This window comes from Streptomyces sp. NPDC002403, assembly GCF_053593015.1.
In genome coordinates, this window is the sequence record NZ_JBSFBQ010000021.1 from 109,003 (window position 1) to 133,623 (window position 24,621).

Consider the following 24,621-nt stretch of genomic DNA (forward strand, 5'->3'; position numbering starts at 1 on the left):
GTGCCGTGGGCGTCAGCCTCAAGGACGTTGCACAACGGGCGGGCGTGTCCATCAAGACCGTGTCGAACGTGGTGAACAACTATCAGCACGTCACCCCGAAAATGCGCGCCAAGGTGCAGCAGGCCATCGACGAACTCGGCTACCGGCCGAACCTCACCGCACGCCATCTGCGCAAGGGCCGCACCGGCATCATCGCCCTCGCCGTTCCCGAGTTCGGCAACCCGTACTTCGCCGAGCTCGCGGGCGCGGTCGTCGACGCGGCCGCGCGGCACGACTACACCGTCCTGGTCGACCACACCGCGGGCCTCCGTGAGAAGGAGCTCCTGGTCAGCCAGGGCTTCCGGTCCCATGTGATCGACGGCCTCATCCTCAGCCCGATCCATCTGGAGACCGAGGACCTGATGGCGCGTACCGAGACCGTGCCCCTGGTCCTGCTCGGCGAGCGGGAGTACGAGGCACCGTACGACCACATCGCCATCGACAACGTGGCCGCCTCCCGTGACGCAGTCCGCCATCTCGTCGAGGGCGGCCACCGCCGGATCGCCTTCCTCGGCTCCCGCACCGGACGCGAGCGCCAGCCCGCCCATCTGCGGCTGCGCGGCTGGCGCGAGGAGCTCGCCGCGTCCGGCATCGAGCCCGACGAGTCGCTGGTGGTGGTCACCGACGGCTACGGGCGCGAGGACGGCGCCAGCGCCATGGCCGCTCTCCTGGACCAAGGAGAGCGGCCCGACGCGGTGTTCGCGTACAACGACCTCATCGCCATCGGCGCGATGCGCACCCTCGCTTCACGTGGGCTGCGCATCCCCGAGGACGTCGCCGTCGTCGGTTTCGACAACATCGAGGAGAGCCTGTACGGGGCCACCACGCTCACCACGATCGCCCCCGACAAGGAAGCGATCGCCCGGCTCGCCGTCGACAGCCTCGTCGAACGGCTCTCCGGCAGCCCGGTGACCGAACCGCGGCGGCCCCGCCCCGGCTACCGGCTCGTCGTCCGCGAATCCACCGCCACTACTTGAGGTACGGACCAGCGGTGCCGATCCTGCCGGGCGCCGCGTTCCGGCCGCCCAGGTCGAGGACGTAGACGCGGAGGTTGCCCTTGCCGGGTGCGGCGACGGAGAGCCTGCCGTCCGACACGACCCGGGTGTCCCCGGTGACGGCGTCCTTGTAGGTGCCGTTGGGAATTCCGGTGTAGTCGGCCGCGCCGGTGACGGTCACCAGCGCGAAGCTGTCGATCCCGCTCGCGGTGTCGGTGTAGCGGCGCTTGTACGCCATCGATCCGGAGATGCCCTCGGTGGAGTACTGGCCCATCTGGAGCGCGGGCACGGCACGCCGGATCTCGTTGAGCCGCTGGAGGTGCTTGACCAGCGGCTTGGCGAGCGTGTCGGCGACCTCGCCGGTGGCCGAGGCGACCTTGCCGAAGTCGGAGGCCACGACCGTGCCGGCGAGATGGTCGCCGTAGTAGGCGCGACCGGTGCTCGCCAGCGGGCAGCTGGGCCCGCAGTCGATCTTCCTGCCCGCCTGGAACTCGATCTCGGAGCCGTAGTAGAGAGTGGGGATGCCGCGGAACGTCCACATCAGCGACATGTTCTCGGCCCAGGCATCGGTCCCGCCCGCGTAGCGCTCGCTGCTCTTGTTGGGCCCGTAGTCATGGCTGTCGACGTACACGACGTTGTAGGTGGCGTCGTTGTAACTGTCGTCCGAGTCCTTGCCGTTGTTGTAGGCGTTGTTGGCGTCCCCGAAGTTCATGTGCATCCGCATGTCGATGACGTTCATGCCGGAGAAGCGGCTGTGATCCGGTGTGTGGTACGCGTTTCCGTCCAGGAAGGCGTTGGTGGAGGTGGGCTGGGAACCGGTGCCCAGCTGTTCCTCGTAGTCGTACATCTCCAGCGCGGCCCTGGTGTCGTCGGCGTCGTACTCCTTGCGCTCCTTCCAGGTGAAGAACTGCGCGGAGTGATTGACCGAGCCGCGGTTCCACTTGTCGTTCACGAAGGCACCGACCTCGCCGAAGACGAAGAAGTTCTTCGCCGCCCCGGCGCCGAACCGCGAGGTGACGCGCTCCTGGATGGCGGGCAGGAAGCGGCGGTTCCAGGTGGTGCGCGGAATGTGGACGGCGGTGTCGATCCGGAAGCCGTCGACGCCCATGTCGATGTACTTGTCGTAGGCGCCGACCAGGTAGTTCTGGACGGGCGTGCTCTCGGTGTCGAAGTCGGCAAGGTCCTCGTGCAGCCAGCAGCTCCGGGAGTCCTCGCCCTCCCAGTTCCCGAGCCAGCAGTTGTGGTAGTAGGTCTTCGGGAACATGCCCGAAGTCGGGCTGGGCCACTGGCAGTTGTAGAGCCGGTAGCCCTCGGCGGAGGTTCCACCGGTCGGCTTGCCCCAGTTGAGACAGGTGTTGCCGGACGGTTCGGCGGTGGACCAGAGATCGCCGTTGTAGTACGACTTGCCGGACTTCGGTTCGACGCTCACACCGTCGTACTCGAATCCCTCGCTCCTCTCGTCGTAGTACCAGCTCCACTGGTCGTCACGGACTCCGTAGACCGTCGGCGTGAAGAGGCCCTTGGCGCCCCAGCGCGAGGAGTGGTTGTAGACGACGTCCTGGTAGATCTTCATGCCCTTGGCGTGGGCGGCGTCGATCAGGTCCTGGTACGAGGCACCGGCGGACTCCAGCCGGCCGTCGACCTTGTAGAAGTCGTAGCCGTGATAGCCGTGGTAGTCGTAGTCGGACCGGTTCAGTACGACCGGGGTGATCCAGATCGCGGAGAAGCCCAGGCCCTTGATGTAGTCGAGCTTGTCGACCAGGCCCTTGAAGTCGCCGCGGAACATCGGGTCGTTGTTGGCCGCGTTGCCGGACTTCACATGCTGGCTGCCGCCCCGGTTGTTGGCGCTGTCGCCGTCGTTGAACCGGGCGGTGAGCACGAAGTAGATCGGGTCCTTGCGCGGGTCGGTGCCCAGCGGCTTCCCGGTGGCCGGAGTGGTGGGCCTGTCGCCGGTGGTGGCGGTGGCCGCGCTGGATGCCGCGGACACGTTGCCGGCCGCGTCCACGGCCTTCACCGTGTAGCTGTAGGCGGTCCGCTCCTCAAGGTTCGTATCGGAGTAGACCGTGGAGCCGACATCGGTGACCATCGTGCCCCCGGTGCCGCCGGTCCGGGTCACCTGATACCGGGTGACGCCGCGGTTGTCGGTGGACGGGTCCCAGGTCAGCACTACGGAGACGCCGTCCGCGTCGGCGCGCACCTTCGACGGCACGGTAGGGGCCTCGGTGTCGGCGGGTTGCGTGGCGCACGGGTCCTCGGCGTCGGCGGTGACGGTCTTGTCCTTCACCGTGGAGACACCGGCCGGGATGGTGTAGTCGCCGCCGTTGTTGTTGTCCCAGACCCCGTTGCCGTTGTTGAACGCGGCCTGCATGGAGGTGGCGGTGCCGAGATCGACGGACCGCTTCACCCACCCCGTGCAGGCCGCCTCCATGCCCACACCCGGCACGGTGGTCCACGATCCGCCCGCGGGCCGGTAGTGGATGTTGGCGGTGGACCAGCCGACGGTGGTCGTCGAGTAGTAGACCGAGGCGGTGTTGGTGTCCGTGGGGGAGGGCGAGGGGTCCGGGCCGGTGCCGGCGCACGGGTCGCTGTGGGCCACGACCCCGTCCTTGACGGTGATGTTCCCGGTGCCCAGCGCGTAGTTCTTGCCGGCGTTGTTGTCCCAGGTGGCCGAGCCGTCGTTGAACGTCGCGGCCAGCCCGGACGCGCTGCCCAGGCTCACGGTCTTCTTCACCCAGTCGGTGCAGGCGGCCTCCATCCGTACCCCTGGCACGGTCGTCCACGAGCCGCCGTCGGGCGAGTAATGCAGGTTGTACGCCGACCAGTTCCTGGTCTTCGTGTAGTAGAAGACCGTCGCGGAGTTCTCCGCCGCCGCGACGGGCACGGCGGACGGCGCACCGGTTTCCGGTACGGCGGTGAGAAGTCCCAGAAGCCCGGCAGCTGCCACGGCTGCCGCCAAGGGCCGTCTCGGCACGGAGCGTGGGGTGCGTTTCATGCGTGTCTCCAGGGGAGGGCCACGGCCGGGGCCGGGGCAGCCGGAGAACCCTGACGCGCCTCGGGGTTCGAGCGAGCAGTCCGTTCCGCTGAGCAAGGTCTGTCGGAATTTTGCTGCAACCTCTTGCGATGGGGAAGTTACCTGGGCATGACAGGTACGTAAAGGGGTGCGGCGCGGGCGGTACGGGTGCGGGGAATGGCGGAAGACGCCATGGGGTTGGGCCGTTCATGACCTTTTTTGTTGACGTGACCGTCCGGGGCTACGAGCTCGACACGCAGGGACATCTGAACCAGGCCGTCTATCTCCAGTACGCCGAGCACGCCCGCTGGGAGCTTCTGCGCGCCGCCGGCCTGCCGCAGGACAAGCTGCTGGCCAGCGGCGTCGGCCCGGTCGCACTGGAGACGACGGTGAAGTTCCTGCGGGAGCTCCGCGGCGGCGACCGGGTGCGGGTGACCTGCCGGTTCGTGTACGGCGAGGGAAAGACGTTCACGGTCGCCCAGCAGATCCTCAAGGAGGACGGCACCGTCGCGGCGGAGGTCACGGGTGTGGCGGGGATGCTCGACCTGGCGGCCCGCAAGCTGATCGCCGACCCGGCCGCCCATCTCGACTCGCTCGCGGAGAACCCGGACCTGCTCCGCGGGTGACGGGAGGCCCCGTCGATTCGTCGGGTCCTCACGATTCCGGTGTGTGTGCGGTGGCGGTTCGGGGCGCCGAGCTCATCGGCGCCCGTGAGGCGGCATCGCACACACGGGCCGAGGCGTGACGGACCCACCGTCCGGTGAATGCTGAACTACGATGGGTCTCGTATTATGGGCCGGAACGATCCCCGTCATGGAACCGGAACAGTCCCAGGAAGTGGAGCCGTCGTGACCCCCGCCAGCACCCCTGCCGCAAGCGCCACCGAGGCCGGCGGCCGCGTGCTCGACCACCCCGCGCGCGACGAGATCCGTATCGAAGGGGTGCTCCACGCGCTCTCCGACCCGATACGACTGCGCATCGTCCGCGAGTTGGCCGCGGCCGAGTCCGAGCTCTCCTGCTCCTGTTTCGATCTGCCGGTGTCCAAGTCGACGTCCACGCACCACTTCCGGGTGCTGCGCGAGAACGGGATCGTCCAGCAGATCTACCGGGGCACGGCCAAGATGAACGGCCTGCGGCGTGACGACCTGGAGGCGCTGTTCCCCGGGCTCCTCGGCCGTGTCCTCGACGCGGCGAACCGCCAGGTACAGCGCATCGGCGAGGACCGATAGCCTCACCCACCGCCCTTGCCGCCACCGCGCGCGGCGCTCAGCAGCCCCGCCCAGTCCGGGATCTTCACCCGCTCCCGGCCCAGCGACCGGCCCAGCGCCGTCTCCGCCCGCTCGATGGACAGCCAGCCGTCCCACTCCACCGGGCGCAGTCCCCACGCCCGCAGCGCCGCCACCGGATCGGGTGCCGAGGCGCCCCCGGTGAGCAGGGGGGCGTCGTCGAGCAGTGAAGCCACCGTCTCCTTCGCGCACGACCGGTTCGAGCCGATGACTCCGGTCGGTCCCCGTTTGATCCACCCGGCCACGTACTCCCCGGGCGACGGCACCCCGTCCCGCAGCACCCGCCCCGCGAGATGCGGCACCGTGCCGCGCACCGGGTCGAAGGGCAGGCCGGGCAGCGGAATCCCGCGGTAGCCGACCGCCCGCAGCACGAGCTGGGCGGGGACGTCCTCGTACGTACCGGCGTCGCGTACGCCCCCGCTGCCGTCCGGCACCGTACGGGCGAAGCGCACCCCGGCGACCCGGCCGTCCCGCTCCAGCAGCTCGACGGGGCGCAGGAAGAACCGCAGGTGGATGGTGCGCCCCGGATGCCCGCCGGTACCCGCTCCCGCTTCGCCGGCGGCGGCCCAACCGCGCAGGACCTCCATATTGCGCCGCGCCGCCGCCGTCAGGGGCGGCGCGTTCGGAGGCGAGGACAGGGCCGGGGGCCGGGCGGACGGATGTGCGTACGCCGGATCGCGGGCGAGCTCGGCCTCGTCCACCACGACCCGGGCCTGTGGCAGCCCGCCCAGCTCGCGCAGTTCCTTGGTGGTGAACCTGGCCTGTGACGGCCCGCGCCTGCCCGCCATGTGGATCTCGTGCACCCGGCTGCCGGCCAGTGCGCCGAGCGCACCGTGCGGTACATCGGTGGGACGCAGCTCCCGCGCGCTGCGCGCGAGAATCCGCGCCACGTCCACCGCCACATTGCCGACCCCGATCACCACGACCGAACGCGCCCGGAGCGCGAAGCCGTCGGCGGCCGCGTCCGGGTGCGCGCTGTACCAGGAGACGAACTCGGTGGCGGAGCAACTGCCGGGCAGATCCTCGCCGGGGACGGCGAGCGCGCGGTCGGTCGCGGCCCCGACGCAGTAGACCACCGCGTCGTAGAGCTCGCCGAGCCGCTCGGGCGGGATCCCGTCACCGCCCACCTCGACGTTTCCGAGGAAGGTGATCCGCTCGTGTTCCAGAACGGTCCGCAGGCTGTTCTGCAGCGACTTGATCTTCTCGTGGTCCGGGGCGACCCCGTAGCGCACCAGGCCGTACGGGCAGGGGAGCCGGTCCAGGACATGGACCCGGACATCGGGAACCCGGTCCTGCGCGACCAGGGCCTGGGCGGTGTAGACCCCGCTGGGACCGGAGCCGACGACGGCGACACGGAGCACGGCGTACCTCTTCCCCGAGGACCCCTCCAGCATGGCACCGGTGGGCGGAGCGCGGGGAGAGGGACGCGCGGGCATCAGGACGACATGGAGCGCATTCTGTTGATCTCCACCGTCTGCTGGGCGACGACGTCCCCGGCCATCTCCTCGATCTGTACGTTGTTGCCCTCCGCGAGCACCTCGGTCGCCATCGTGATCGCTCCCTGGTGGTGGGTGATCATCAAGGTGAGGAAGAGCTTGTCGAAGGCGGCTCCGTCCGCCTCGCGCAACTCCTTCAGCTGCGCCGGGGTCGCCATGCCGGGCATCGCCGAGTGGTCATGGGCGGACTTCCGCCGGTCGCCGCCGTTGTGCGTGAGCCACCCCTCCATGGCGCCGATCTCCGGTTTCTGGCTCGCCGTGATGCGTTCGGCGAGCCGTTTGACCGAGGGGGAGTCGGAGCGGGACGGGACGAGCGCGGTCAACTCCAGGGCCTGGGCGTGATGTTGGATCATCATCTGCGCATAGCGGTAGTCGGCCGAGTTGGGGGTGTCGTCCCCGGCGGCCTGCGCGGCCTCCTCGGCGGAGAGGGTCCGAGCGGGCTCGCCCGGCTTCCCCGGCGCCACCACTGAGGGCCCCCCGCCGGCCTGCGCCTTCGTACGACTCCCATCGTCTCCCGCATCGCACGCGGTGAGGGCGAGGGCGGCGGACACGGCAGCCGCGACGAGAACGGATCTGCGTACACACATGGTCTGACGGCGGATCAACAAGTGGACCTCCATGGCCATATGGGCGATTGTCAATCGTCCTGACACGCTTCCGCACTGCGGTGATCAGAAACTTTCGTTACGTCTCTGTTGCCATCTGTTGGGATCACCATGGGAAGGACGATACTGCCGAGGTCCGTGAACCGTTCAACTACGTTCGGATCCATGGGAGGACGCAGTGAATTCGTTGCACACGAGCCCGGTGCGGCGCAGACGCCTGGGTGCGGCGGCGGCCGCCGCCGGCCTGCTGGCCACTCTGCTGATGGCCGGACCCGCGGCCGCGACGCCCGACCCCGGTGACACGGCCGCGGCCCGGACCGAGGTCTCCGCCGCCCAGCGGGCCGAAGCCACGGCCGCCATCAGCAGTGGCGAGGTACCCGGTGTGGACGAGATCGTCCACAGCGACAACATCACCCACCTGGCCAACGTTCCGAAGGACGCGCTCAAGGGCCTCAACACGGACCTGGCCTTCCAGGGGAAGTACGCCTTCGCCGGGAACTACGACGGTTTCCGGATCTTCGACATCAGCAACCCCAGGTCCCCGAAGACGGTCGCGCAGGTCCTGTGCCCCGGCTCGCAGAACGACATCTCGGTCTCGGGCGACCTGCTCTTCCTGTCCACCGACTCCTCGCGCAGCGACAACTCCTGTACCAGTACCACCCAGCCCGCCACGGAGAAGTCCTCCTGGGAGGGCATGAAGGTCTTCGACATCAGCGACAAGCGCAACCCGAAGTACGTCGCCGCCGTCGAGACCGCGTGCGGATCGCACACCCACACCCTGGTCCCCGAGCGCAAGAACGTGTACGTGTACGTCTCCTCGTACTCGCCGAGTGAGACGTTCCCCGACTGCCAGCCGCCGCACGACGGGATCTCCGTCATCAAGGTGCCGCGCAACGCGCCCGAGAAGGCCGCGGTCGTGAACTTCCCGGTGCTCTTCCCGGACGGTGGCAACCCGGGTGCTCCGCAGAACCCGGGCGTCTCCAAGACCACCGGATGCCACGACATCACCGTGCTGCCCTCGAAGGACCTGGCCGCCGGTGCCTGCATGGGCGACGGCCTGCTGTTCTCCATCAAGGACCCGGAGAAGCCGAAGATCATCGACCGGGTGCAGGACAACGTGAACTTCGCCTTCTGGCACTCGGCGACGTTCAACCAGACGACGGACAAGGTCGTCTTCACCGATGAGCTCGGCGGCGGTGGCGCGGCCACCTGCAACGAGGAGATCGGCCCGAAGCGCGGCGCCAACGGCATCTACGACATCGTCGGCAGGGGAGACCACCGCAAGCTGGTCTTCCGCAGCTACTTCAAGATCGACCGCCCGCAGGCCGACACCGAGGTCTGCGTCGCCCACAACGGTTCGATCATCCCGGTCAAGGGTCGCGACCTGATGGTCCAGGCCTGGTACCAGGGCGGGGTGTCGGTGTGGGACTTCACCGACTCGTCGAAGCCGAAGGAGATCGGCTACTTCGAGCGCGGCCCGGTCAGCACCGACGCCGTCACCACGGCCGGCCCCTGGTCGGCGTACTACTACAACGGCTACATCTACTCCAACGACATAGCCAAGGGCTTCGACGTCCTGAAGCTCGACGACCGGCGGACCGACCCGGCGAAGCGGGTGCGGCTGGACGAGCTCAATGTGCAGACACAGCCGGAGTACTTCGACCGCTGACCGGCCGGATCCTCCACCCGGCCGGCGGCAGCCGGCTCCACCGGGCGCCGAAGGCGCCCCGCAGGGCGGTTCCCCCGCCGTGCGGGGCGCCGCGTCGCGTCAGGCGGCGGTCCGGGCGGTGCCGCCCGTCGCCGCGGCCCACTCCACCAGCAGGCGCTGGTACTGCTCCTCGTCCTCCGGGGACAGGCAGCCGCCCGAGCGCTGCCACAGGTCGCGGATCTCTTTGTTCACCTCGGCGGCAGTGCGCGTGGAGTCGGAGGAGCGCGGAGAACGGGACATGGATACAGGCTAAGGCCCCGATGTGACAATCAGACCCATTGGGCGTCAGGGACATCTCTCACATGTCTGTCAGGCAACGCCCTGCACCAGTTCGAGCGTCCGCAGTCCGTCGGGCCGCTCCTCCACCGGCAGATGCTGCACGAACCGCACGTCACAGCCCAGCGCGGCGGCCCCGCCGTCCGCGTGCCGGTCGTCGCCGACCATCACCACATCCGCCGGATCCAGCCCGAGAAATGTGCAGGCCGTGTGGAAGAGCCGTGAGTCCGGCTTCTGCACGCCGTGCTCGTACGACAGCACATAGGCATCGATCAGATGGTCCAGGCCGTGCGCCCGGAAGACCGGCCGCAGGTCCCAGCCGATGTTGCTGACCACCCCGATCCGGGTGCCCCCGTCGTGCAGCGCGCCGAGCACCTCCGCCGCGTCCGGGTACGGCTGCCAGGCGGCGGGTGCCCGGTGCCGCTCGTACAGCGCGTCGTACAGCCCGGGATCCGGCAGCTCCACCTGCCGGGCCAGTCCGGTGTACGCCTCCCGGTGCAGTTCCGCGCTCTGGTCGCGGGTGGCGTACGCGGCGGCGAGCCGGGCGGGGACGTGCCGGGGGGACGGGCCGCCCGGCAGGGCCCCGGCGGCCTCCAGCTCGCCCACGTACCGCTCGAAGTCGGCCTCGCCCACCGCCACCCCCCGCTCGGCGAGGGCCGCGCGCAACCAGGACCGGACCGGCTCGATCCGGAAGAGGGTCCCGGAGAAGTCGAAGAGCACACCCTTGATCTGCATGCCCGCGATCCTCCCCGGCACGGGGGCACCGGGGCAAGACGGGCCGGGTCCCGGTGCGGGCACGGCGGGACGGGGCCGTACCGGCCGGTTCAGGAACTGCGGGTCCGGCGTCGCCCGCCGCGCCGCTCGTAGCGGGCGAATCCGTCGATCGAGAGGGCGACCAGGGCCGCCCCGAACAGCCAGCCGCCCAGTACGTCGCTCAACCAGTGCACCCCCAGATAGAGCCGGGTCAGGCCCACCCCGACGACCGAGACGCACGCCACGACCAGTGCGGTCCGCCACAGCCGGGGCCCGGCCCCGTACCGTCGCAACAGCCAGAGCAGCAGACCGAAGCTCACCATCGCCGTCATCGCGTGACCCGAGGGGAACGCCGCGTAATGGGCGGAGTCCACCGGGTCGGGCCAGTGCGGCCGCTCCCGGCCGACCGCCGACTTCAGCCCCTGCTGGACCAAGGCGGACAGCACGCTCGTCGCCGCCACCCACAGCGCGAGCACCCGCGCCCCGCGCCACCACAGAGCCACCACGGCCACCGTGATCAGGGCACGCATGGTCCACGGATCCCATGCCCAGTCGGTCAGGATCCGGTTGACGTGCACCAGACCGGGTTCGGTCACCGCCCTGCGGTGCAGGGCGTCCGCGACATCACGGTCCAGCGTCATCAGCGGTGACCAGCGCACCGCGACGAGGATCAGTACGGCCAGTGCGAGAAGCGCACAGACCGCACCCGCCCCGAAGGGCGTGACACGGGAGCGGGTACGGGTGGACGGGGAGAGCTGCGGGGACGGCATGGGGTGATCTTCCCGGACGGCCGCCGCCCCTGGCTATCGCAGTGCACTGAGTCCCGGAATGAGGGCCACCAGGAGCGGAACCACCGGCACCAGCGCGGCCGCCGCGGTCAGCCGGAGCCGACGGCCCGCGGTGAGCCGGTCCGCCGGGGTCAGCAGCCGGTTCACCCGCAGCGGCAGCTGTGCGTCCGGCGCCGGGCAGGGGCCGAACACGCCCCGGTCCTCGTTGAGTTCCACCAGGGCCAGGGCGATCGTCAGCCGTCCGAAACGCTTGGACGCCACATCGTCCGCGGCCAGTTCGACCAGCCGGTGCATCTCGTCGCGGAAGGCCGCGAACACCGGAACCTGCGGGAACCCGGTCGCGAGCGCGCCGGAACAGTGCAGCAGCCAGTCGTGCCGCGCCTTCGCGTGCCCCTGCTCATGGGCCAGCACCGCGTCCAGCTGACGCCCTTTCAGGCGCCGGAGTGCGGTGGTGGTGATGACCAGTTGGGGCGCGGCACCCGGCAGCCACCAGGCATCCGGACGCTCTCCCTCCAGCACGACGAGACGCCCGCTGCCCGGCTCCTCGCCGGGCAGCAGCGGGGCACGTACCAGCAGTTCGGCGCGCCGCTGCCTGCGACGCACCTGGGCCCGGTGGATCTCCCTGGTCAGCATCACCGCCGACCACACCCCGCCGAGCGCCAGCAGCACGGCCATGACGGCCGACCACCGCCCGTGCCCGCCCAGTGCGTACGCCTCCACCACGGCACGCGGCGCCGGGGCGAACACATGGCCGCGCACCGCCTGCCAGGCGGCGGCCGCGCTGAACGTCATGGAGAGCGCGAAGGAGATCAGCACCCCGGCCACCACGCACTGCCATACCCACAGCGCCACCACGGGCTCGCGCTCCGGCCACCGGGCCCTGGCCATCAGCCGTGGGGTCAGGACGGCGGCCAGTGCACCGAGCAGCAGCAGTGCGAGGGAGACCAACATGGCGTCAGCCTATGAGGGGCGCGGCAGCCACGGATATGGCTGTGCACGTCAAGTGACGCACACCACGGTTTGCCCGGCCCGCTGTCTCACAAAGTGAGCAGCATCGCGAACATGGCCATCCCCATCGTCAGCCGGCAGGCGAGCGCCAGCTCGGGCCGCGCAGCCCAGGAGCCCCCGGCAGGACCACCGCCACCGGCCGTCACGGCACCGCCGGCGGCCACGGGTATCAACCGGGCCCCCGACCGCAGTACGTACGCCGCGTAGTAGGCCAGCAGCAGCCCGGTCAGCAGGGGCACGCCCCCCGCGGTCGCCGTGACCCCGTGGCCGGCGTGCCCGCCGTGTGCCACGCCGCCGGGCGCCATGGTCAGCGCCATGTAGACCATGGCCGCGGAGCCGACCAGGTGGTGCAGATGGTGCCCACTGTGCCGGGAGAACCACAGCGCGCGCAGTGAAGCCGCGCCGAACAGCACCGCGTACACCGCCCATGCCCACGCGGGGGGTGTCACGACGGCCGCAGGCACCGCCATGGCGGCCATACCGAAGCCCATCAGGGCCTCCGCACGAGCCGTTCTGCGCCCCTCACCGGTCTCGCCGCGGGTGCGCAACAGGCAGTACGCACCCGTGATCGCGCACAACGCAGTCAGTAGCCAGCCCGACACCGCCGGTCCGTGCACAGCGCACCACCCCCAATTGCCGCACGCTCCAGATCGATGCCCGGGCAGGGACCGTCGTACGCGGCGCACTGAGGTACAAGGGGAGCGCGCGGAGGGAGTGTTCCCGCCGCGCGCTGTGCTTCCTGCCCCTTGTCAGCCGAGCGTGAGGGACTTGAAGGCGCGTGCCTGCTCGGTGATGGCGCGTTCCGTGGGCAGCCGTTCCATGGACGAGGCGCCGAAGAAGCCGGCGATCCCGGAGGTGTGCTCCAGGACGTAGCGGGCGTCCTCGGGCTCGGCTATCGGCCCGCCGTGACACAGCACGATGATGCCGGGTTTGACGCGCTTGGCCGCGTCGTGCATCTCCTGCACGGCGGTGGCGGCCTGATCGAGCGTGAGCGCGGTCGAGGCGCCGATGGAACCCTTGGTGGTCAGCCCGACGTGCGGAACGAGCACATCGGCACCCGCCCGCGCCATTTCGGCGGCCTGGTCGGGGTCGAACACGTAGGGCGCGGTGAGCAGATCGCGTTCGTGGGCCTGGCGGATCATGTCGATCTCCAGGCCGAAACCCATGCCGGTCTCTTCGAGGTTCTCGCGGAACTTGCCGTCGTACAGCCCGACGGTGGGGAAGTTCTGTACGCCGGTGAAGCCGACGGCCTTCAGCTGGTCGAGGAAGTTGCCCATGATCCGGAACGGGTCGGTGCCGCACACACCGGCGAGCACGGGGACGTCCCGCACCACGGGGAGGACCTCGCCCGCCATGTCGAGCACGATGGCGTTGGCGTCGCCGTAGGGCAGCAGGCCCGCCAGTGAGCCCCGGCCGGCCATCCGGTACCGGCCGGAGTTGTAGATGATCAGCAGGTCGACGCCGCCGGCCTCCGCGCACTTGGCGGACAGGCCGGTGCCTGCGCCCGCGCCGATGACGGCCCGGCCGGTCCGGACCTGCTCGGTCAGGCGGGCCAGGGCTTCCTTGCGGTTCACTGATGGGCTCCTGTTCGGTGGGTGTGTTCTCGCTGCTGTGGCTCTGAGGGCTCAGACGTCCGGGTGCGAACGGCTCCGGGTGGTGATCAGCTGGTGGAGGTGGTCGGCGGCGGCGACGGCGAACGACGGGTCGTTGAGATGGGCGCCGATCTCACGCAGATCGACGGTGCTGCCCCGCAGGGCCGTGCGCAGCGACGCCAGTCCGGCCGCGTCGGCCTCCGGGTCGTGGAACGGGCCGCCCGGGGCGTCCACGGCGGAGACACCGCCCAGCGGCCAGAGCACTGCCGTCGGACCGTGTGCCGAGGCCAGTTTCCGCCCCATGGAGGCACCGAGTCCGGCCATCTCTTCGGGCGTGGTGCGCATCAGGGTGACGGTGGGGTTGTGCACGAGGAGGTGACGGTCCGCGAAGCGTTCCGGGACGGTGTCGGCGGCGCCGAAGTTGACCATGTCCAGTGCGCCGGGCGCGACCACCTGCGGCAGGCCCGCCCGGCCCGCCGCGGTGAGCCGGTCGGGGCCGGCGCTGAGCACGCCGCCCACCAGCTCGTCCGCGAGCTCGGTGGTGGTCAGGTCCAGGACACCGGCGAGGAACCCGCCCGAGGCGAGCTTCTCCAGCGCCCGCCCGCCCGCACCCGTGGCGTGGAAGACCAGGACCTCGTAGCCCAGCTCGTCCAGCCGACGGCGGGCGGCGTCGACCGCGGGGGTGGTGACGCCGAACATGCTGGCGCCGATCAGCGGACGCCCCTGGGGCTCCGACCGCTTCAGGCTCCGCTCGTGATGGATGGCCATGCCGGCCGCCGCGGCCGCCGCGTTGCCCAGGATCTGGGACGACACGGAGTTGATCCCCGCCACGTCGACCACGCTGTACATCATGGTGATGTCGCTGCTGCCCACGTACGGCGACACGTCCCCGCTGGCCATGGTGGACACCAGCACCTTCGGAACACCGATGGGAAGAGCCTGCATGGCGCGCGCGGCGATGAAGGACCCACCGCTCCCGGCCACGGCCAGCACCGCGTGCAACTGTCCTTCCCGGTGCAGATCACCGACGATCCGTTCGACGCCCTCGGCCATGGCCGTCACCGCCGCACCACGGTCACCGGCGGCGCGCAGCGCCTCCAGGCCGTGCCCGGCGCGGCGCGCGACGGCCGCGGCGTCGATGTCACCCGCGGGGCTGCCGACGGGTGACGGCATCACCCCGGCATCGACGAGCACCACGTCGCATCCCGATTCACGGAGCCGCGCCGAGAGCCACGCGTACTCCGCCCCCTTGGTGTCCAGCGTCCCGACGAGCACCACGGTCGCCATGTTCCTGCTCCTTTGCAACGGCGTTCTCCCGATCATGTGCGAGCCGTCGGAGGGCGGCAAAGACCACTTGACGGCAATTGGCCTGCGGCGGGCGATGATGGGGGGCATGGACCGGATTCCTCCCACCCGGCTGTCCCGCCTGCTGACCGGGTGGTCCAAGGACGGCACGGGCGCGATGCCGCGGCTGCTGGCGCAGGCGCTGCGCGAACTGGCGCAGCGCGGAGACGTGGCACCGGGCACGGTGCTCCCCTCGCAGCGCGCCCTGGCGACGGCGCTGGGGGTCAGCCGCAGTACGGTGACCGCCGCGTACGGTCTGCTGGAGGCCGAGGGGTGGCTGGAGAGCCGGCAGGGCAGCGGCTCCCGGCTGCGGGGCTCGGGCTCGATGGGCGAACCCGCGACCGAGGGACGGCTGGCCAGCTTCGGTACCAGGGACGGCGGCATCGACCTGTCCAGCGGCGCGCTGGACGGCCTGTCCGCGGTCGCGGCGGCGGTCGGCGAGCTATCCGCCGACGACCTCACCCCCGCGCTGGCCGGTGACGGCTACCTCCCGTACGGGCTGCCCGAGCTGCGCGAGGGGATCGCCGAGTACCACCGCTCCGCGGGCCTGCCGACCACTGCCGAACAGATCCTGGTGACCGCCGGATCCCAGCAGGCCGTCTGGCTCATCACCCAGGGCCTGGTCGAGCCCGGTGACACGGTGATCGTGGAGGACCCGACCTACCGGGGCGCCCTCGAAGCGCTGCGCGGACGTGGCGCCCGGCTGGTCCCGCTGCCCGCCGACGGGGCCGACGGCGCCCGCGCACTGGCCCGGCTGGGCGGCCATGTCCGCCCGCGCCTCGTCTATCTGCAGCCGTCCCTCCACAACCCCACCGGCCTCGGCATGGACGAGCCCACCCGCCGCGCCTGGGCCGCCGTACTGGCCGAACAGGGCCTGTACACGGTGGAGGACAACGCCTACGCCGAACTGTCCCTGCACCACGACGCCGCGCCGGTCTCCCTGGCCGGCCTGCTGCCGCCCGCCGCCACGGCCACCGTCGGCACCCTGTCCAAGCTCTTCTGGGGCGGCCTCCGGCTGGGCTGGATCCGCGCCTCCACCACTGTCATCCGCCGCCTGGCCGACATCAAGAAGTCCGTGGACCTGTCCTGCCCGGTCGTGGACCAGATGCTGGCCGTGAAGCTGCTCCGGCGACTGCCCGAGGCCCGGGCCCTGCGCCGCTCCCGGCTGCGCGAACGCCTGACGGAGACCGAACGGCTCCTGCGCGACCAGCACACCGGCTGGCGATGGGAGCGGCCCGACGGGGGCTCCGCGCTCTGGGTGGAGATCCCCGGCGCCGACGCCGAGGCCACCGCGCAACTGGCCCGCCGCGCGGGCGTACTGATCGTCCCCGGCCCGGCCTTCTCCGCCGTGGACGGCTTCCGCCACCATGTGCGGCTCCCCTTCGCCGACCGGGACGGCGGCCTGGAGAAGGCCCTGCCCGTGCTCGTCGACTGCGCGCGGCGAAGCCGTTAGCGGCGGAGGCTCAGGGGCGGTAGCGCAGCGGGTGGTCCGCCGGTACTTCCACCATGACGATCCGGTGCCCGTCCGGATCGCGGATCCACATCTCGACCAGACCCCAGGGCTCGCGCACCGGCTCCCGCAGCACCTCGACGGCGCGGGCCGAGAGCTCTTCGTGCGCCGCCCGCACGTCCGCCACCTGCATCCACAGCTCCAGGCCGGGCACCGGCGGTCCGGCGGCGCGTCCGGACACCTCCAGGAAGCCTCCGCCGAGGAAGTAGACCGTGCCCCGCTCGGGACCGGTGCCGAACTCCCGGTAGACGGGCAGCCCGAGGGCCTCCCCGTAGAAGATCCGCGAGCGCTCGGGGTCGGCCGGGTGCAACAGGATCCGGCTGCTCAGCACATGAACCATGTGCCCGAATCTAGTTCGGGCAGCCGGGTTACGCTGCTCCGGCACGGCCACAGGACAGAAACGGAGAGCCACCGCCATGGACACAGCCCCCGCCCAGGACCCGGTACAGCTGACCTTCCGCGACGCCGCCGGCGCCGATGTGCCCGCGCTGGTGACGCTGATCGAGTCGGCGTACCGCGGGGACTCCAGCCGGGCCGGATGGACCACCGAGGCGGACATCCTGCAGGGGCAGCGGACGGACCCGGACGGTGTGCGGCAGGTCGTCGAGGCGCCCGGCAGCCGGCTGCTCGTGGTGGAGCGCGACGGCGAGCTCGTCGCCTGCTGTCAGCTCGAACACCGCGGCGAAGCCGCCTACTTCGGCATGTTCGCGGTCCGTCCCGGACTCCAGGGGGCCGGGCTCGGCAAGGTGATCATCGCCGAGGCCGAGCGCACCGTGCGGGAGAGCTGGGGCGTGAGTGAGATGCACATGACCGTGATCTCGGTGCGCGAGGAGCTGATCGCCTGGTACGAGCGGCGCGGCTACCGCCGTACGGGAAAGCTCAGCCCGTTCCCGTACGGCGACGAGCGCTTCGGTATTCCGCAGCGCGACGACCTCGCCTTCGAACTGCTGGTCAAGGACCTGGTCTGAGCCGAGGGACGGCTCCGGGCCCCTCCCCGATCAGGCGGTGAAGCGGCCGGCGCGGCGGATCTCCGGGTAGTCGGTGGTCGCGCCGTCCAGCCGCAGGGCGCGTGCCAGCCGCAGATGGTCCTGGGTGTTCACCACCCAGCCGATCACTTTCAGCCCCTCGGCATGCGCCCGTTCGGTCACCTCCAGGGTGAGGCGGCGGATGTTCAGCGCCAGCGTCGCCGCCCCCACCGCCTTCGCCCGGTCCACCACATCGCCCTGCCAGCGGCTGGCGATGAGCACGGTCCGTACCCCCGGCACCAGCCGGGCGATCTCGGCCACCGCCTCGTCATGGAACGAGGACACCTCGACCCGGTCGGTGAGACCGCGCCGCAGCATCACTTCGGCCAGGGCGCGGGCCGCGGCCGCGTCCTTGATCTCGGCCTGCACGGGGGACCGTACGGCGTCGAGCACCTCCTCGAAGACCGGCACCCGTTCGCCCTGTCCGGCATCGAGTTCCCGCAGTTCGGACAGGGTCTTCTCGTTGATCGGCCCTGTGCCGTCCGTCGTGCGGTCCACGTCGGCGTCGTGCATGACGGCCAGCGCGCCGTCCTTGCTCAGATGAAGGTCCAGTTCGATCGCGTCCATTCCGGCCCGTTCGGCGTGGACGAACGAGCGCAGGGTGTTCTCCGGCTCGACACCCATCACTCCGCGATGTCCGATGGTGAGAAAAGACAAGGCAACCCTCTTCCGTCGACGGCGTCTTCCCGCGCGCGGCTCCTACCCACGAGGCGCTACGGCATACGGCGATCCGGCAGCCTAACCGCGTCGGCGCAGAGAGGAAGGGCGGACACCCGCGACGCGCACCAGGCCGACGGAAGTGTCCGCCGGGAGCGGTATGCGCAGGAAGAATCGCGGTGACCATGGGGGGCGGCAGGATAATTTTCTGGGGCCCACTTGTCTCAAGGAACAGCACATGGATACGGTTGCTTAACGCGAGGTTCTCCTGTGAAGGAAGTGTTATGACGGAAATTCTTGTGCAGGACGCCACTGCGGGCGGCATAGCCACGGATCAGCGGGTGGTCGATCATCCTGCCTGGCCCGTGCTCAGGAATGCCGTGGAGGAGATCCGCCCCTGGCAGTCGAAGGACGGTTCCATCGACTTCGAGGCCGAGGGCGCGCCGTCCCCCGAGGCCGCCCGGTCGACGCTCGACCGCGTGATCGCCGCGGTCGAGGAGCTCTCCCCGCTGCTGCCGCACGACGCCGCGTACCACCGCGCCCTCGCCGCGGACCTGCACCGCTGGGCCGCGGACGGCTTCGGTGTGCCGGACTTCCTCGACTCGCTGCTCGCCTTCCAGCCGGCCAAGGACCGCACCGACGGACTGCAGCACCTGGTCGTCTTCGCGATGTACACGCAGAACGGCAACCCGGACCGCAACCTCGAAGCGGTCGTGCTGCGGATGGTCTGGCCCGAGTGGCTGGCCGAGCTCGAAGCGACCCGCTACGACAACCCGCTGTTCTGCGGCATCACCTTCGAGGACTTCACCTCGGGTTACGACACCAACTCCGCCGTGCTCTTCCCGGAGACCATCGCCGTGCGCGAGGCCCCCGAGCGCTTCAGCTGGGGCGGCATCTTCTGCGACCGCGAGGCGGCCCGCTTCCGCCGGGTCACCGAGGCCTCGGTCGAGCTGCTCGGCGTCGAGCTGCCCGACGACATCCGCGACATGGTCGCCGACCAGCAGCGCTGCGAGCAGGCCTTCGTGCTCTGGGACATGGTCCACGACCGGACGCACAGCCACGGCGATCTGCCCTTCGACCCCTTCATGATCAAGCAGCGACAGCCGTTCTGGATGTACGGCCTCGAAGAGCTCCGCTGCGACCTCACGGCCTTCAAGGAGGCCGTGAAGCTGGAGGCCGACGGCTTCGCCCAGGGCCGTGACGTGCAGTACGCCGTGCTGTTCGACCGGATGTTCCGCTTCCCCGTCACCGGCGAGCGCGTCCGCAACTACGACGGCCTCGGCGGCCAGCTGCTCTTCGCTTACCTCCACAAGCACGACGTGGTCCGCTGGACCGACAACACGCTGAAGATCGACTGGGACCGGGCCCCGCAGATCACCAACCAGCTCTGCGCCGAGATCGAGAAGCTCTACCGCGACGGCATCGACCGCCCCAAGCTCGTCCACTGGTTCGCCGCGTACGACCTGGTCTCGACCTACCTCGCCCCGCACCCGGGCTCCCGCTGGGCCAAGGGCCCGGACGCCCTGGACCTGTCGCAGCCGCCGCGTAAGCTCGTCGACGACGTGCTTCCGGACGAGTTTCCCCTGAGCATGTTCTATGAGGCGCTGTCCAAGAAACTGAAGAACGTGATCGCCTCGACCAAGGGGATCACCGCCGCGGATGCCGAGCAGGCAGCCGCGTGAGCGCCGGGTCTGAGGAGGCGGTGGCCATGAACGCAAACGGCAGGGGCAACGGGAGCGGTGCTCTCGAAGGTGCCGTGGTCGCGGTGGCCGGGGCCGCGGGCCCGGCCGGCCGGGCCGCACTGATGAGGCTCGCCGAGGCCGGTGCGACGGTCGTCGCCTCCGACGCGGACGCGGCACGCCTGGCCGAGGCGGTCGACGCCGCGCGCTACGCCCACGGCGGCGCCACCGTCACCGGTGACACGGTCGATCTGCTGGACCTCGGCGCCGCCCGCGAATGGGCGGACAAGACCGAGAAGGAATTCGGCCGGATCGACGGCCTGGTCCACCTCGTCGGCGGCTGGCGCGGCAGCGCGAGCTTCGCCGAGACGGACCTCGCCGACTGGAACCTGCTGGAGAAGCTGCTGATCCGTACGGTCCAGCACACCTCGCTGGCCTTCCAGGAGGGGCTGCAGCGCAGCGACCGGGGGCGCTATGTGCTGATCAGTGCGGCCGGGGCGAGCAAGCCCACCGCCGGAAACGCGGCCTACGCCGCGTCGAAGGCGGCGGCCGAGGCCTGGACGCTCGCGCTGGCGGACGCGTTCCGCAAGGCGGGGGGCGACGAAGGGCCGAGGACGGCGGCTGCGATCCTGATCATCAAGGCACTGGTGCACGACGCGATGCGCGCCGAGCGCCCGAATGCGAAATTCGCGGGCTTCACCGACGTCAAGGAACTGGCCGATGCCATCGTCGGCGTCTGGGACCGGCCCGCCCCGGAAGTGAACGGAAAGCGCCTGTGGCTGACCCCACAACCGTAAGGACCGACGCGCGGCGCCGCCACGACCCGCAGCTCCGCGGCTTCGCCAGCGACAACTACGCGGGCACGCACCCGGAGATCCTCGCGGCACTCGCCCTCGCCAACGGCGGTCACCAGATCGCCTACGGCGAGGACGAGTACACCGAGCACCTCCAGCGCGTCATGCACAGCCACTTCGGCCCCACCGCCGAAGCCTTCCCGGTGTTCAACGGAACCGGCGCCAACGTCGTCTCCCTCCAGGCGATGACCGACCGCTGGGGCGCCGTGATCTGTGCCGAGTCCGCTCATATCAACGTGGACGAGGGCGGAGCCCCGGAGCGGGTGGGCGGCCTCAAGCTGCTCACCGTGCCCACCCCGGACGGCAAGCTCACCCCCGAGCTCATCGACCGGCAGGCGTACGGCTGGGACGACGAGCACCGGGCCATGCCGCAGGTCGTCTCGATCACCCAGAACACCGAGCTGGGCACGGTCTACACCCCCGACGAGATCCGCGCCATCTGCGACCACGCCCACGGACACGGCATGAAGGTCCATCTGGACGGGGCCCGGATAGCCAACGCGGCGGCGTCGCTGGACGTACCGATGCGTACGTTCACCAACACCGTCGGCGTCGACGTCCTGTCCTTCGGCGGCACGAAGAACGGAGCGGTCTTCGGCGAGGCCGTGATCGTCCTGAACCCGGACGCCGTCCGCGCCATGAAGCATCTGCGCAAGCTGTCGATGCAGCTCGCGTCGAAGATGCGTTTCGTCTCCGTGCAGCTGGAGGCGCTCCTCGCCGGAGATCTCTGGCTGCGCAACGCCCGGCATGCCAACGCGATGGCCCAGCGGCTCGCCGAGGGCGTGCGCGCGGTGGACGGGGTGGAGATCCTCCACCCCGTCCAGGCCAACGCCGTCTTCGCCCGGTTGCCGCACGAGGTGAGCGAGCGGCTGCAGAAGCGCTTCCGCTTCTACTTCTGGGACGAGGCGGCCGGCGATGTGCGCTGGATGTGCGCCTTCGACACGACGGAGGACGACGTCGACGCGTTCGTCCTCGCGCTGAAGGAAGAGATGGCGAAGTAGCCAGAACTGAATAGGTATGCGGTCGACCGGAAAGTCATTGACGTCGGGTCGGCCGCATACCTACGCTCTGCGGCCATGGAGCTGATCCAGCAGGTCCCGGAGCTTTCCGCCTATCTCGTAGCCGACGAGGCCATCGACCACGAGCATCCGTTGGTGCGGGAGACGGTCGCCGGGCTTCGTGGCGACACCGCCGACGCATATGCATACGCGGCCGCCGCCTATGCCTTCGTACGCGACACCATTGCGCACTCCGCCGACTCCGGTGACATGCGTGTCGCCTGGCGCGCCTCCGACGTCCTCGCGACACGCAACGGCATCTGTCATGCCAAGTCCCATGCCCTGGCCGCCCTCCTGCGCGCGGCGGGCATCCCGGCCGCCCTCTGTTACCAGGCGCTCGCCGACGACGACGGGGGTCCCGGTCCCGTGCACGGGCTCATCGCGGTCCGGCTGCCCGGCCGTGACCGCTGGGACCGCCAGGACCCCCGCGGCAACAAGCCGGGCGTCGACGCGCGATTCTCGCTCGACGAGGAGCGGCTGGCGTGGCCCGTACGCCCGGAGTTCGGCGAGGTGGACTACCCGCTCCTCCACGCGGCTCCGCATCCGGCGGTGCTGCGCGGCCTGAGGTCCGCCGGGAACCGCCCGCAGCTGTGGCGCACCCTTCCCACGGTGCTCTGAACCGGGGAGAGCGCACCCCGGGGCGCGGACCGGTGTCCGGCACCCGGAGTGACGTTCGGGTCGCGTCAGCTCTTCTCCCGCACCTCGGCGGGGGTCGGGGCCGTACCGCCGAGGTGGGCGGGCACCCACCAGGTGTCGCTCGCGTCCTTCGGGCGCACGGGATAGGCACGCTGGGCCGCCTCCAGGAGCTCCTGGACCCGTTCCCGCAGCCGCCGGGTGATCGCGCCCGCGTACTGATCGGTGGGCGCCTCCACGGGCTCGCCGACCCGGATCGTCACCGGCACGTGGTTGCGCTTGAAATTGCGCGGCCGACCCTTGGTCCACAGCCGCTGCGTCCCCCACAGCGCCATCGGGATCAGTGGTACACCGGCCTCCTGGGCCAGACGGGCGGCGCCCGACTTGAAGCTCTTCAGCGTGAACGACTCCGAGATGGTGGCCTCGGGAAACACGCCGACGATCTCGCCCGAGCGCAACGAGGCGAGCGCGTGCGCGTAGGCATCCTCACCCTGCTTGCGGTCGACGGGGATGTGCTTCATGCCGCGCATCAGAGGTCCCGAGACCTTGTGGCGGAAGACCGACTCCTTCGCCATGAAGCGGACGAGCCGCTTCTGCGGCAGGGCCGCGAGCCCGGTGAAGATGAAGTCCAGATAGCTGATGTGATTGCTCACCAGTACCGCGCCACCGGTCTTCGGGATGTGCTCGGAACCCTGGGTGTCGATCTTCAGGTCAAGCGCCTTGAAAAACGTACGAGCGGCGCCGATGACCGGCCGATAGACGAGTTCTGCCATCTGGGGAAGACCCTTCTTCAGCGCCTGAGGAGGGTTCTCCCGGCGGAAGTTACGCAGCCGTAGGTTTGCGGCATTGCGCCGATCGTGCCCCATGCGCGACGCGGTGGCCAGTCTCCGAGGGCTCGGGGCGCGAGATTCTCGTCACGTGGAACCTCCGGGAATGTCTCGCGGGCCGATGGCGCTGACCTCTTGCGATGAGCTCTGACAGGAGGACGAGGGTGGACGGGCAGACCCGTGGGGGATCGCTGGACGCGGCCGGGCTCGGCGCCGAACTGGGGGAGCGGGCAACGCTCGTGCAGTTCTCCACCGCGTTCTGCCAGCCCTGCCGGGCGACCCGGCGCACGCTCGGCGAGGTGGCGCGCATGGTGGACGGCGTGGCCCATGTGGAGATCGACGCCGAGACGCATCTCACTCTCGTGCGGGAGCTGGGGATCACCAGGACGCCGACCGTGCTGGTCCTCGACGCGGCCGGCCGGATCGTCCGCCGGGCGGTCGGGCAGCCACGCATCGTCGACGTGGTGGCCGCGCTGGGGCAGGCGATGTGACGGACCGTGACACATCTCCCACATTGCGGAACACCCTTGACTGCACCCACCACGCATCGTCAGTCTGACGCTATGCCGCCGGAACTCCTTCTCTACGGCCGGGTCCACGTGGATCTCGCCCGCAATGCGAGTGCGCGCTGTCCGGGTGCCTGAGCAACCACGGCCCCGTACGCCTCTTCCGCAGAAGGACATCTCCATGACGGCTTCGCCCGAGCTCGGCACCACACGCCAGGGTTCCCCCGAACTTCTCCGCTCCGTCTTCCGGCAGCATGCCGCCGGAGTGGCCGTGATCACCGCCGCGGGTGACCGGCCGGTCGGCTTCACCGCCACCTCGCTCAACTCCGTCGCCGCCGAGCCGCCACTGCTCTCCTTCGGTGTCGGCACCTCGTCCTCCAGTTGGCCGGTCCTGGCCGAGGCGGAGCATGTCGGCGTCCACATACTCGGCGAGCACCAGCAGGAGCTGGCCGCCACTTTCGCCCGCAGCGGCGCCGACCGGTTCGGCCCGTCCACCTATTGGCGCAGCGGGCCCGAAGGAGTACCGGTCCTCGACGGCGTACTCGCGTGGCTGGTCTGCCGTGTGGTCGCCCGTGTCCCGGCGGGGGACCATCGGATCGTCATCGCGCAGGCCGTGGTCGGCGACCCGGCCGGAGGCGGCCGTCCGCTCCTCTATCACCAGGGTCGCTTCAACGCTCTGCGGGACTGATCCCGCCCAGGCGGCACATGGGCGTCGCACGTTGGGCAGATCACAGTTCCGAGCGCTTGCTCATGGGTGAGCCACTGGGTGTACTGGCTAGTAATATTTCCGGTCGGGGCGTCGGTCGCCCCGACCGGAATCCGCCCCATCAGGCGCCTATGCTGCGTGCAACAAGGCAGCCCCGGAAATGACGATGCAGTAGGAGAGCCGGCGTGAGCTTGAGGATCGTTGTCTGTGTGAAGTACGTGCCCGACGCCACCGGCGACCGGCATTTCGCCGATGACCTGACGGTG

25 protein-coding genes and 1 pseudogene are annotated in these 24,621 nt (G+C 70.2%); 13 read left to right on the top strand and 13 right to left on the bottom strand.

Annotation, left to right across the window (positions count from 1 at the left end; all coding sequences use genetic code 11):
- Positions 1–5 precede the first annotated feature (5 nt).
- A complete protein-coding gene (locus ACWCPY_RS23145; RefSeq protein WP_451267794.1) occupies positions 6–1,016 on the top strand; it encodes a LacI family DNA-binding transcriptional regulator in 1,011 nt (336 codons plus the stop codon).
- On the opposite strand, the gene ACWCPY_RS23150 is transcribed toward ACWCPY_RS23145, so the two are convergent.
- The gene (locus ACWCPY_RS23150) at positions 1,009–4,026 is read right to left on the bottom strand and encodes a carbohydrate binding domain-containing protein (RefSeq protein WP_451267796.1); all 3,018 of its coding nucleotides are present in this window, start codon (positions 4,024–4,026) and stop codon (positions 1,009–1,011) included. The two genes, ACWCPY_RS23145 and ACWCPY_RS23150, sit on opposite strands and share 8 nt — an antisense overlap.
- Before the next feature lie 227 nt (positions 4,027–4,253).
- On the opposite strand from ACWCPY_RS23150, the gene ACWCPY_RS23155 reads away from it, so the two are divergent.
- Positions 4,254–4,670: an acyl-CoA thioesterase gene (locus ACWCPY_RS23155; RefSeq protein ID WP_451267798.1), complete on the top strand. Its 417-nt coding sequence runs from the start codon at positions 4,254–4,256 to the stop codon at positions 4,668–4,670.
- A gap of 222 nt (positions 4,671–4,892) precedes the next feature.
- A complete protein-coding gene (locus tag ACWCPY_RS23160) occupies positions 4,893–5,273 on the top strand; it encodes an ArsR/SmtB family transcription factor (protein ID WP_451267800.1) in 381 nt (126 codons plus the stop codon).
- A 2-nt stretch (positions 5,274–5,275) separates the two neighbouring features.
- Here ACWCPY_RS23160 and ACWCPY_RS23165 read toward each other — a convergent pair whose 3' ends face one another.
- Positions 5,276–6,691: an FAD-dependent oxidoreductase gene (locus ACWCPY_RS23165; RefSeq protein ID WP_451267802.1), complete on the bottom strand. Its 1,416-nt coding sequence runs from the start codon at positions 6,689–6,691 to the stop codon at positions 5,276–5,278.
- Positions 6,692–6,765: 74 nt separating this feature from the next.
- Entirely contained in the window at positions 6,766–7,452 is a 687-nt protein-coding gene (locus ACWCPY_RS23170; RefSeq protein ID WP_451267804.1) for a DUF305 domain-containing protein, read from the bottom strand.
- Positions 7,453–7,609: 157 nt separating this feature from the next.
- On the opposite strand from ACWCPY_RS23170, the gene ACWCPY_RS23175 reads away from it, so the two are divergent.
- A complete protein-coding gene (locus ACWCPY_RS23175; RefSeq protein WP_451267806.1) occupies positions 7,610–9,100 on the top strand; it encodes an LVIVD repeat-containing protein in 1,491 nt (496 codons plus the stop codon).
- Between the two features lie 99 nt (positions 9,101–9,199).
- Here ACWCPY_RS23175 and ACWCPY_RS23180 read toward each other — a convergent pair whose 3' ends face one another.
- The 7 genes from ACWCPY_RS23180 to ACWCPY_RS23210 form a co-directional block, all read right to left on the bottom strand.
- On the bottom strand, positions 9,200–9,379 hold the full coding sequence (locus ACWCPY_RS23180; protein WP_329820653.1) for a hypothetical protein: 180 nt from the start codon (positions 9,377–9,379) through the stop codon (positions 9,200–9,202).
- Between the two features lie 69 nt (positions 9,380–9,448).
- Positions 9,449–10,150: an HAD family hydrolase gene (locus tag ACWCPY_RS23185; RefSeq protein ID WP_451267808.1), complete on the bottom strand. Its 702-nt coding sequence runs from the start codon at positions 10,148–10,150 to the stop codon at positions 9,449–9,451.
- Between the two features lie 89 nt (positions 10,151–10,239).
- Positions 10,240–10,938 (bottom strand): phosphatase PAP2 family protein, encoded by a 699-nt coding sequence (locus tag ACWCPY_RS23190; protein ID WP_451267810.1) that lies wholly within the window; start codon positions 10,936–10,938, stop codon positions 10,240–10,242.
- 33 nt (positions 10,939–10,971) lie between these two features.
- Positions 10,972–11,907, bottom strand: coding sequence for a M56 family metallopeptidase (locus tag ACWCPY_RS23195; protein ID WP_451267812.1), 936 nt, complete (start codon positions 11,905–11,907; stop codon positions 10,972–10,974).
- Between the two features lie 86 nt (positions 11,908–11,993).
- Positions 11,994–12,581, bottom strand: coding sequence for a DUF5134 domain-containing protein (locus tag ACWCPY_RS23200; RefSeq protein WP_451267814.1), 588 nt, complete (start codon positions 12,579–12,581; stop codon positions 11,994–11,996).
- A 132-nt stretch (positions 12,582–12,713) separates the two neighbouring features.
- Positions 12,714–13,538, bottom strand: coding sequence for a phosphoenolpyruvate hydrolase family protein (locus ACWCPY_RS23205; RefSeq protein ID WP_451267816.1), 825 nt, complete (start codon positions 13,536–13,538; stop codon positions 12,714–12,716).
- Between the two features lie 51 nt (positions 13,539–13,589).
- Entirely contained in the window at positions 13,590–14,843 is a 1,254-nt protein-coding gene (locus ACWCPY_RS23210; protein ID WP_451267817.1) for a Tm-1-like ATP-binding domain-containing protein, read from the bottom strand.
- Between the two features lie 106 nt (positions 14,844–14,949).
- Between ACWCPY_RS23210 and ACWCPY_RS23215 the strand changes: the two genes are divergently transcribed.
- Entirely contained in the window at positions 14,950–16,353 is a 1,404-nt protein-coding gene (locus tag ACWCPY_RS23215) for an aminotransferase-like domain-containing protein (RefSeq protein WP_451267819.1), read from the top strand.
- Between the two features lie 10 nt (positions 16,354–16,363).
- Here ACWCPY_RS23215 and ACWCPY_RS23220 read toward each other — a convergent pair whose 3' ends face one another.
- Positions 16,364–16,750 carry a VOC family protein gene (locus ACWCPY_RS23220; protein WP_451267821.1) on the bottom strand — a complete coding sequence of 129 codons (387 nt, stop codon included), beginning with the start codon at positions 16,748–16,750 and terminating at the stop codon, positions 16,364–16,366.
- A gap of 76 nt (positions 16,751–16,826) precedes the next feature.
- Between ACWCPY_RS23220 and ACWCPY_RS23225 the strand changes: the two genes are divergently transcribed.
- Entirely contained in the window at positions 16,827–17,378 is a 552-nt protein-coding gene (locus ACWCPY_RS23225) for a GNAT family N-acetyltransferase (protein ID WP_451267823.1), read from the top strand.
- A gap of 30 nt (positions 17,379–17,408) precedes the next feature.
- On the opposite strand, the gene ACWCPY_RS23230 is transcribed toward ACWCPY_RS23225, so the two are convergent.
- Complete coding sequence (locus ACWCPY_RS23230; protein WP_451267849.1) at positions 17,409–18,059, bottom strand: glycerophosphodiester phosphodiesterase; 651 nt, start codon at positions 18,057–18,059, stop codon at positions 17,409–17,411.
- Between the two features lie 317 nt (positions 18,060–18,376).
- Between ACWCPY_RS23230 and ACWCPY_RS23235 the strand changes: the two genes are divergently transcribed.
- The 4 genes from ACWCPY_RS23235 to ACWCPY_RS23250 all read left to right on the top strand — a co-directional run bounded on the left by ACWCPY_RS23235 (position 18,377) and on the right by ACWCPY_RS23250 (position 22,301).
- Positions 18,377–19,774 carry a DUF6421 family protein gene (locus tag ACWCPY_RS23235; protein WP_451267825.1) on the top strand — a complete coding sequence of 466 codons (1,398 nt, stop codon included), beginning with the start codon at positions 18,377–18,379 and terminating at the stop codon, positions 19,772–19,774.
- 26 nt (positions 19,775–19,800) lie between these two features.
- A complete protein-coding gene (locus tag ACWCPY_RS23240) occupies positions 19,801–20,568 on the top strand; it encodes an SDR family NAD(P)-dependent oxidoreductase (protein WP_451267827.1) in 768 nt (255 codons plus the stop codon).
- Positions 20,547–21,626, top strand: coding sequence for a threonine aldolase family protein (locus ACWCPY_RS23245; RefSeq protein WP_451267829.1), 1,080 nt, complete (start codon positions 20,547–20,549; stop codon positions 21,624–21,626). The genes ACWCPY_RS23240 and ACWCPY_RS23245 overlap by 22 nt, the downstream gene beginning before the upstream one ends.
- 75 nt (positions 21,627–21,701) lie before the next feature.
- Positions 21,702–22,301 (top strand): transglutaminase domain-containing protein, encoded by a 600-nt coding sequence (locus ACWCPY_RS23250; protein WP_451267831.1) that lies wholly within the window; start codon positions 21,702–21,704, stop codon positions 22,299–22,301.
- A 65-nt stretch (positions 22,302–22,366) separates the two neighbouring features.
- On the opposite strand, the gene ACWCPY_RS23255 is transcribed toward ACWCPY_RS23250, so the two are convergent.
- Positions 22,367–23,089 (bottom strand): lysophospholipid acyltransferase family protein, encoded by a 723-nt coding sequence (locus ACWCPY_RS23255; protein ID WP_124719298.1) that lies wholly within the window; start codon positions 23,087–23,089, stop codon positions 22,367–22,369.
- A gap of 194 nt (positions 23,090–23,283) precedes the next feature.
- Between ACWCPY_RS23255 and ACWCPY_RS23260 the strand changes: the two genes are divergently transcribed.
- From ACWCPY_RS23260 to ACWCPY_RS23270, 3 genes and pseudogenes are all read left to right on the top strand, one after another.
- A complete protein-coding gene (locus ACWCPY_RS23260; RefSeq protein WP_451267833.1) occupies positions 23,284–23,634 on the top strand; it encodes a TlpA family protein disulfide reductase in 351 nt (116 codons plus the stop codon).
- A 196-nt stretch (positions 23,635–23,830) separates the two neighbouring features.
- Positions 23,831–24,337 carry a flavin reductase family protein gene (locus ACWCPY_RS23265; RefSeq protein ID WP_451267835.1) on the top strand — a complete coding sequence of 169 codons (507 nt, stop codon included), beginning with the start codon at positions 23,831–23,833 and terminating at the stop codon, positions 24,335–24,337.
- Positions 24,338–24,540: 203 nt separating this feature from the next.
- Positions 24,541–24,621, top strand: a pseudogene (locus tag ACWCPY_RS23270) (electron transfer flavoprotein subunit beta); the annotation flags it as partial.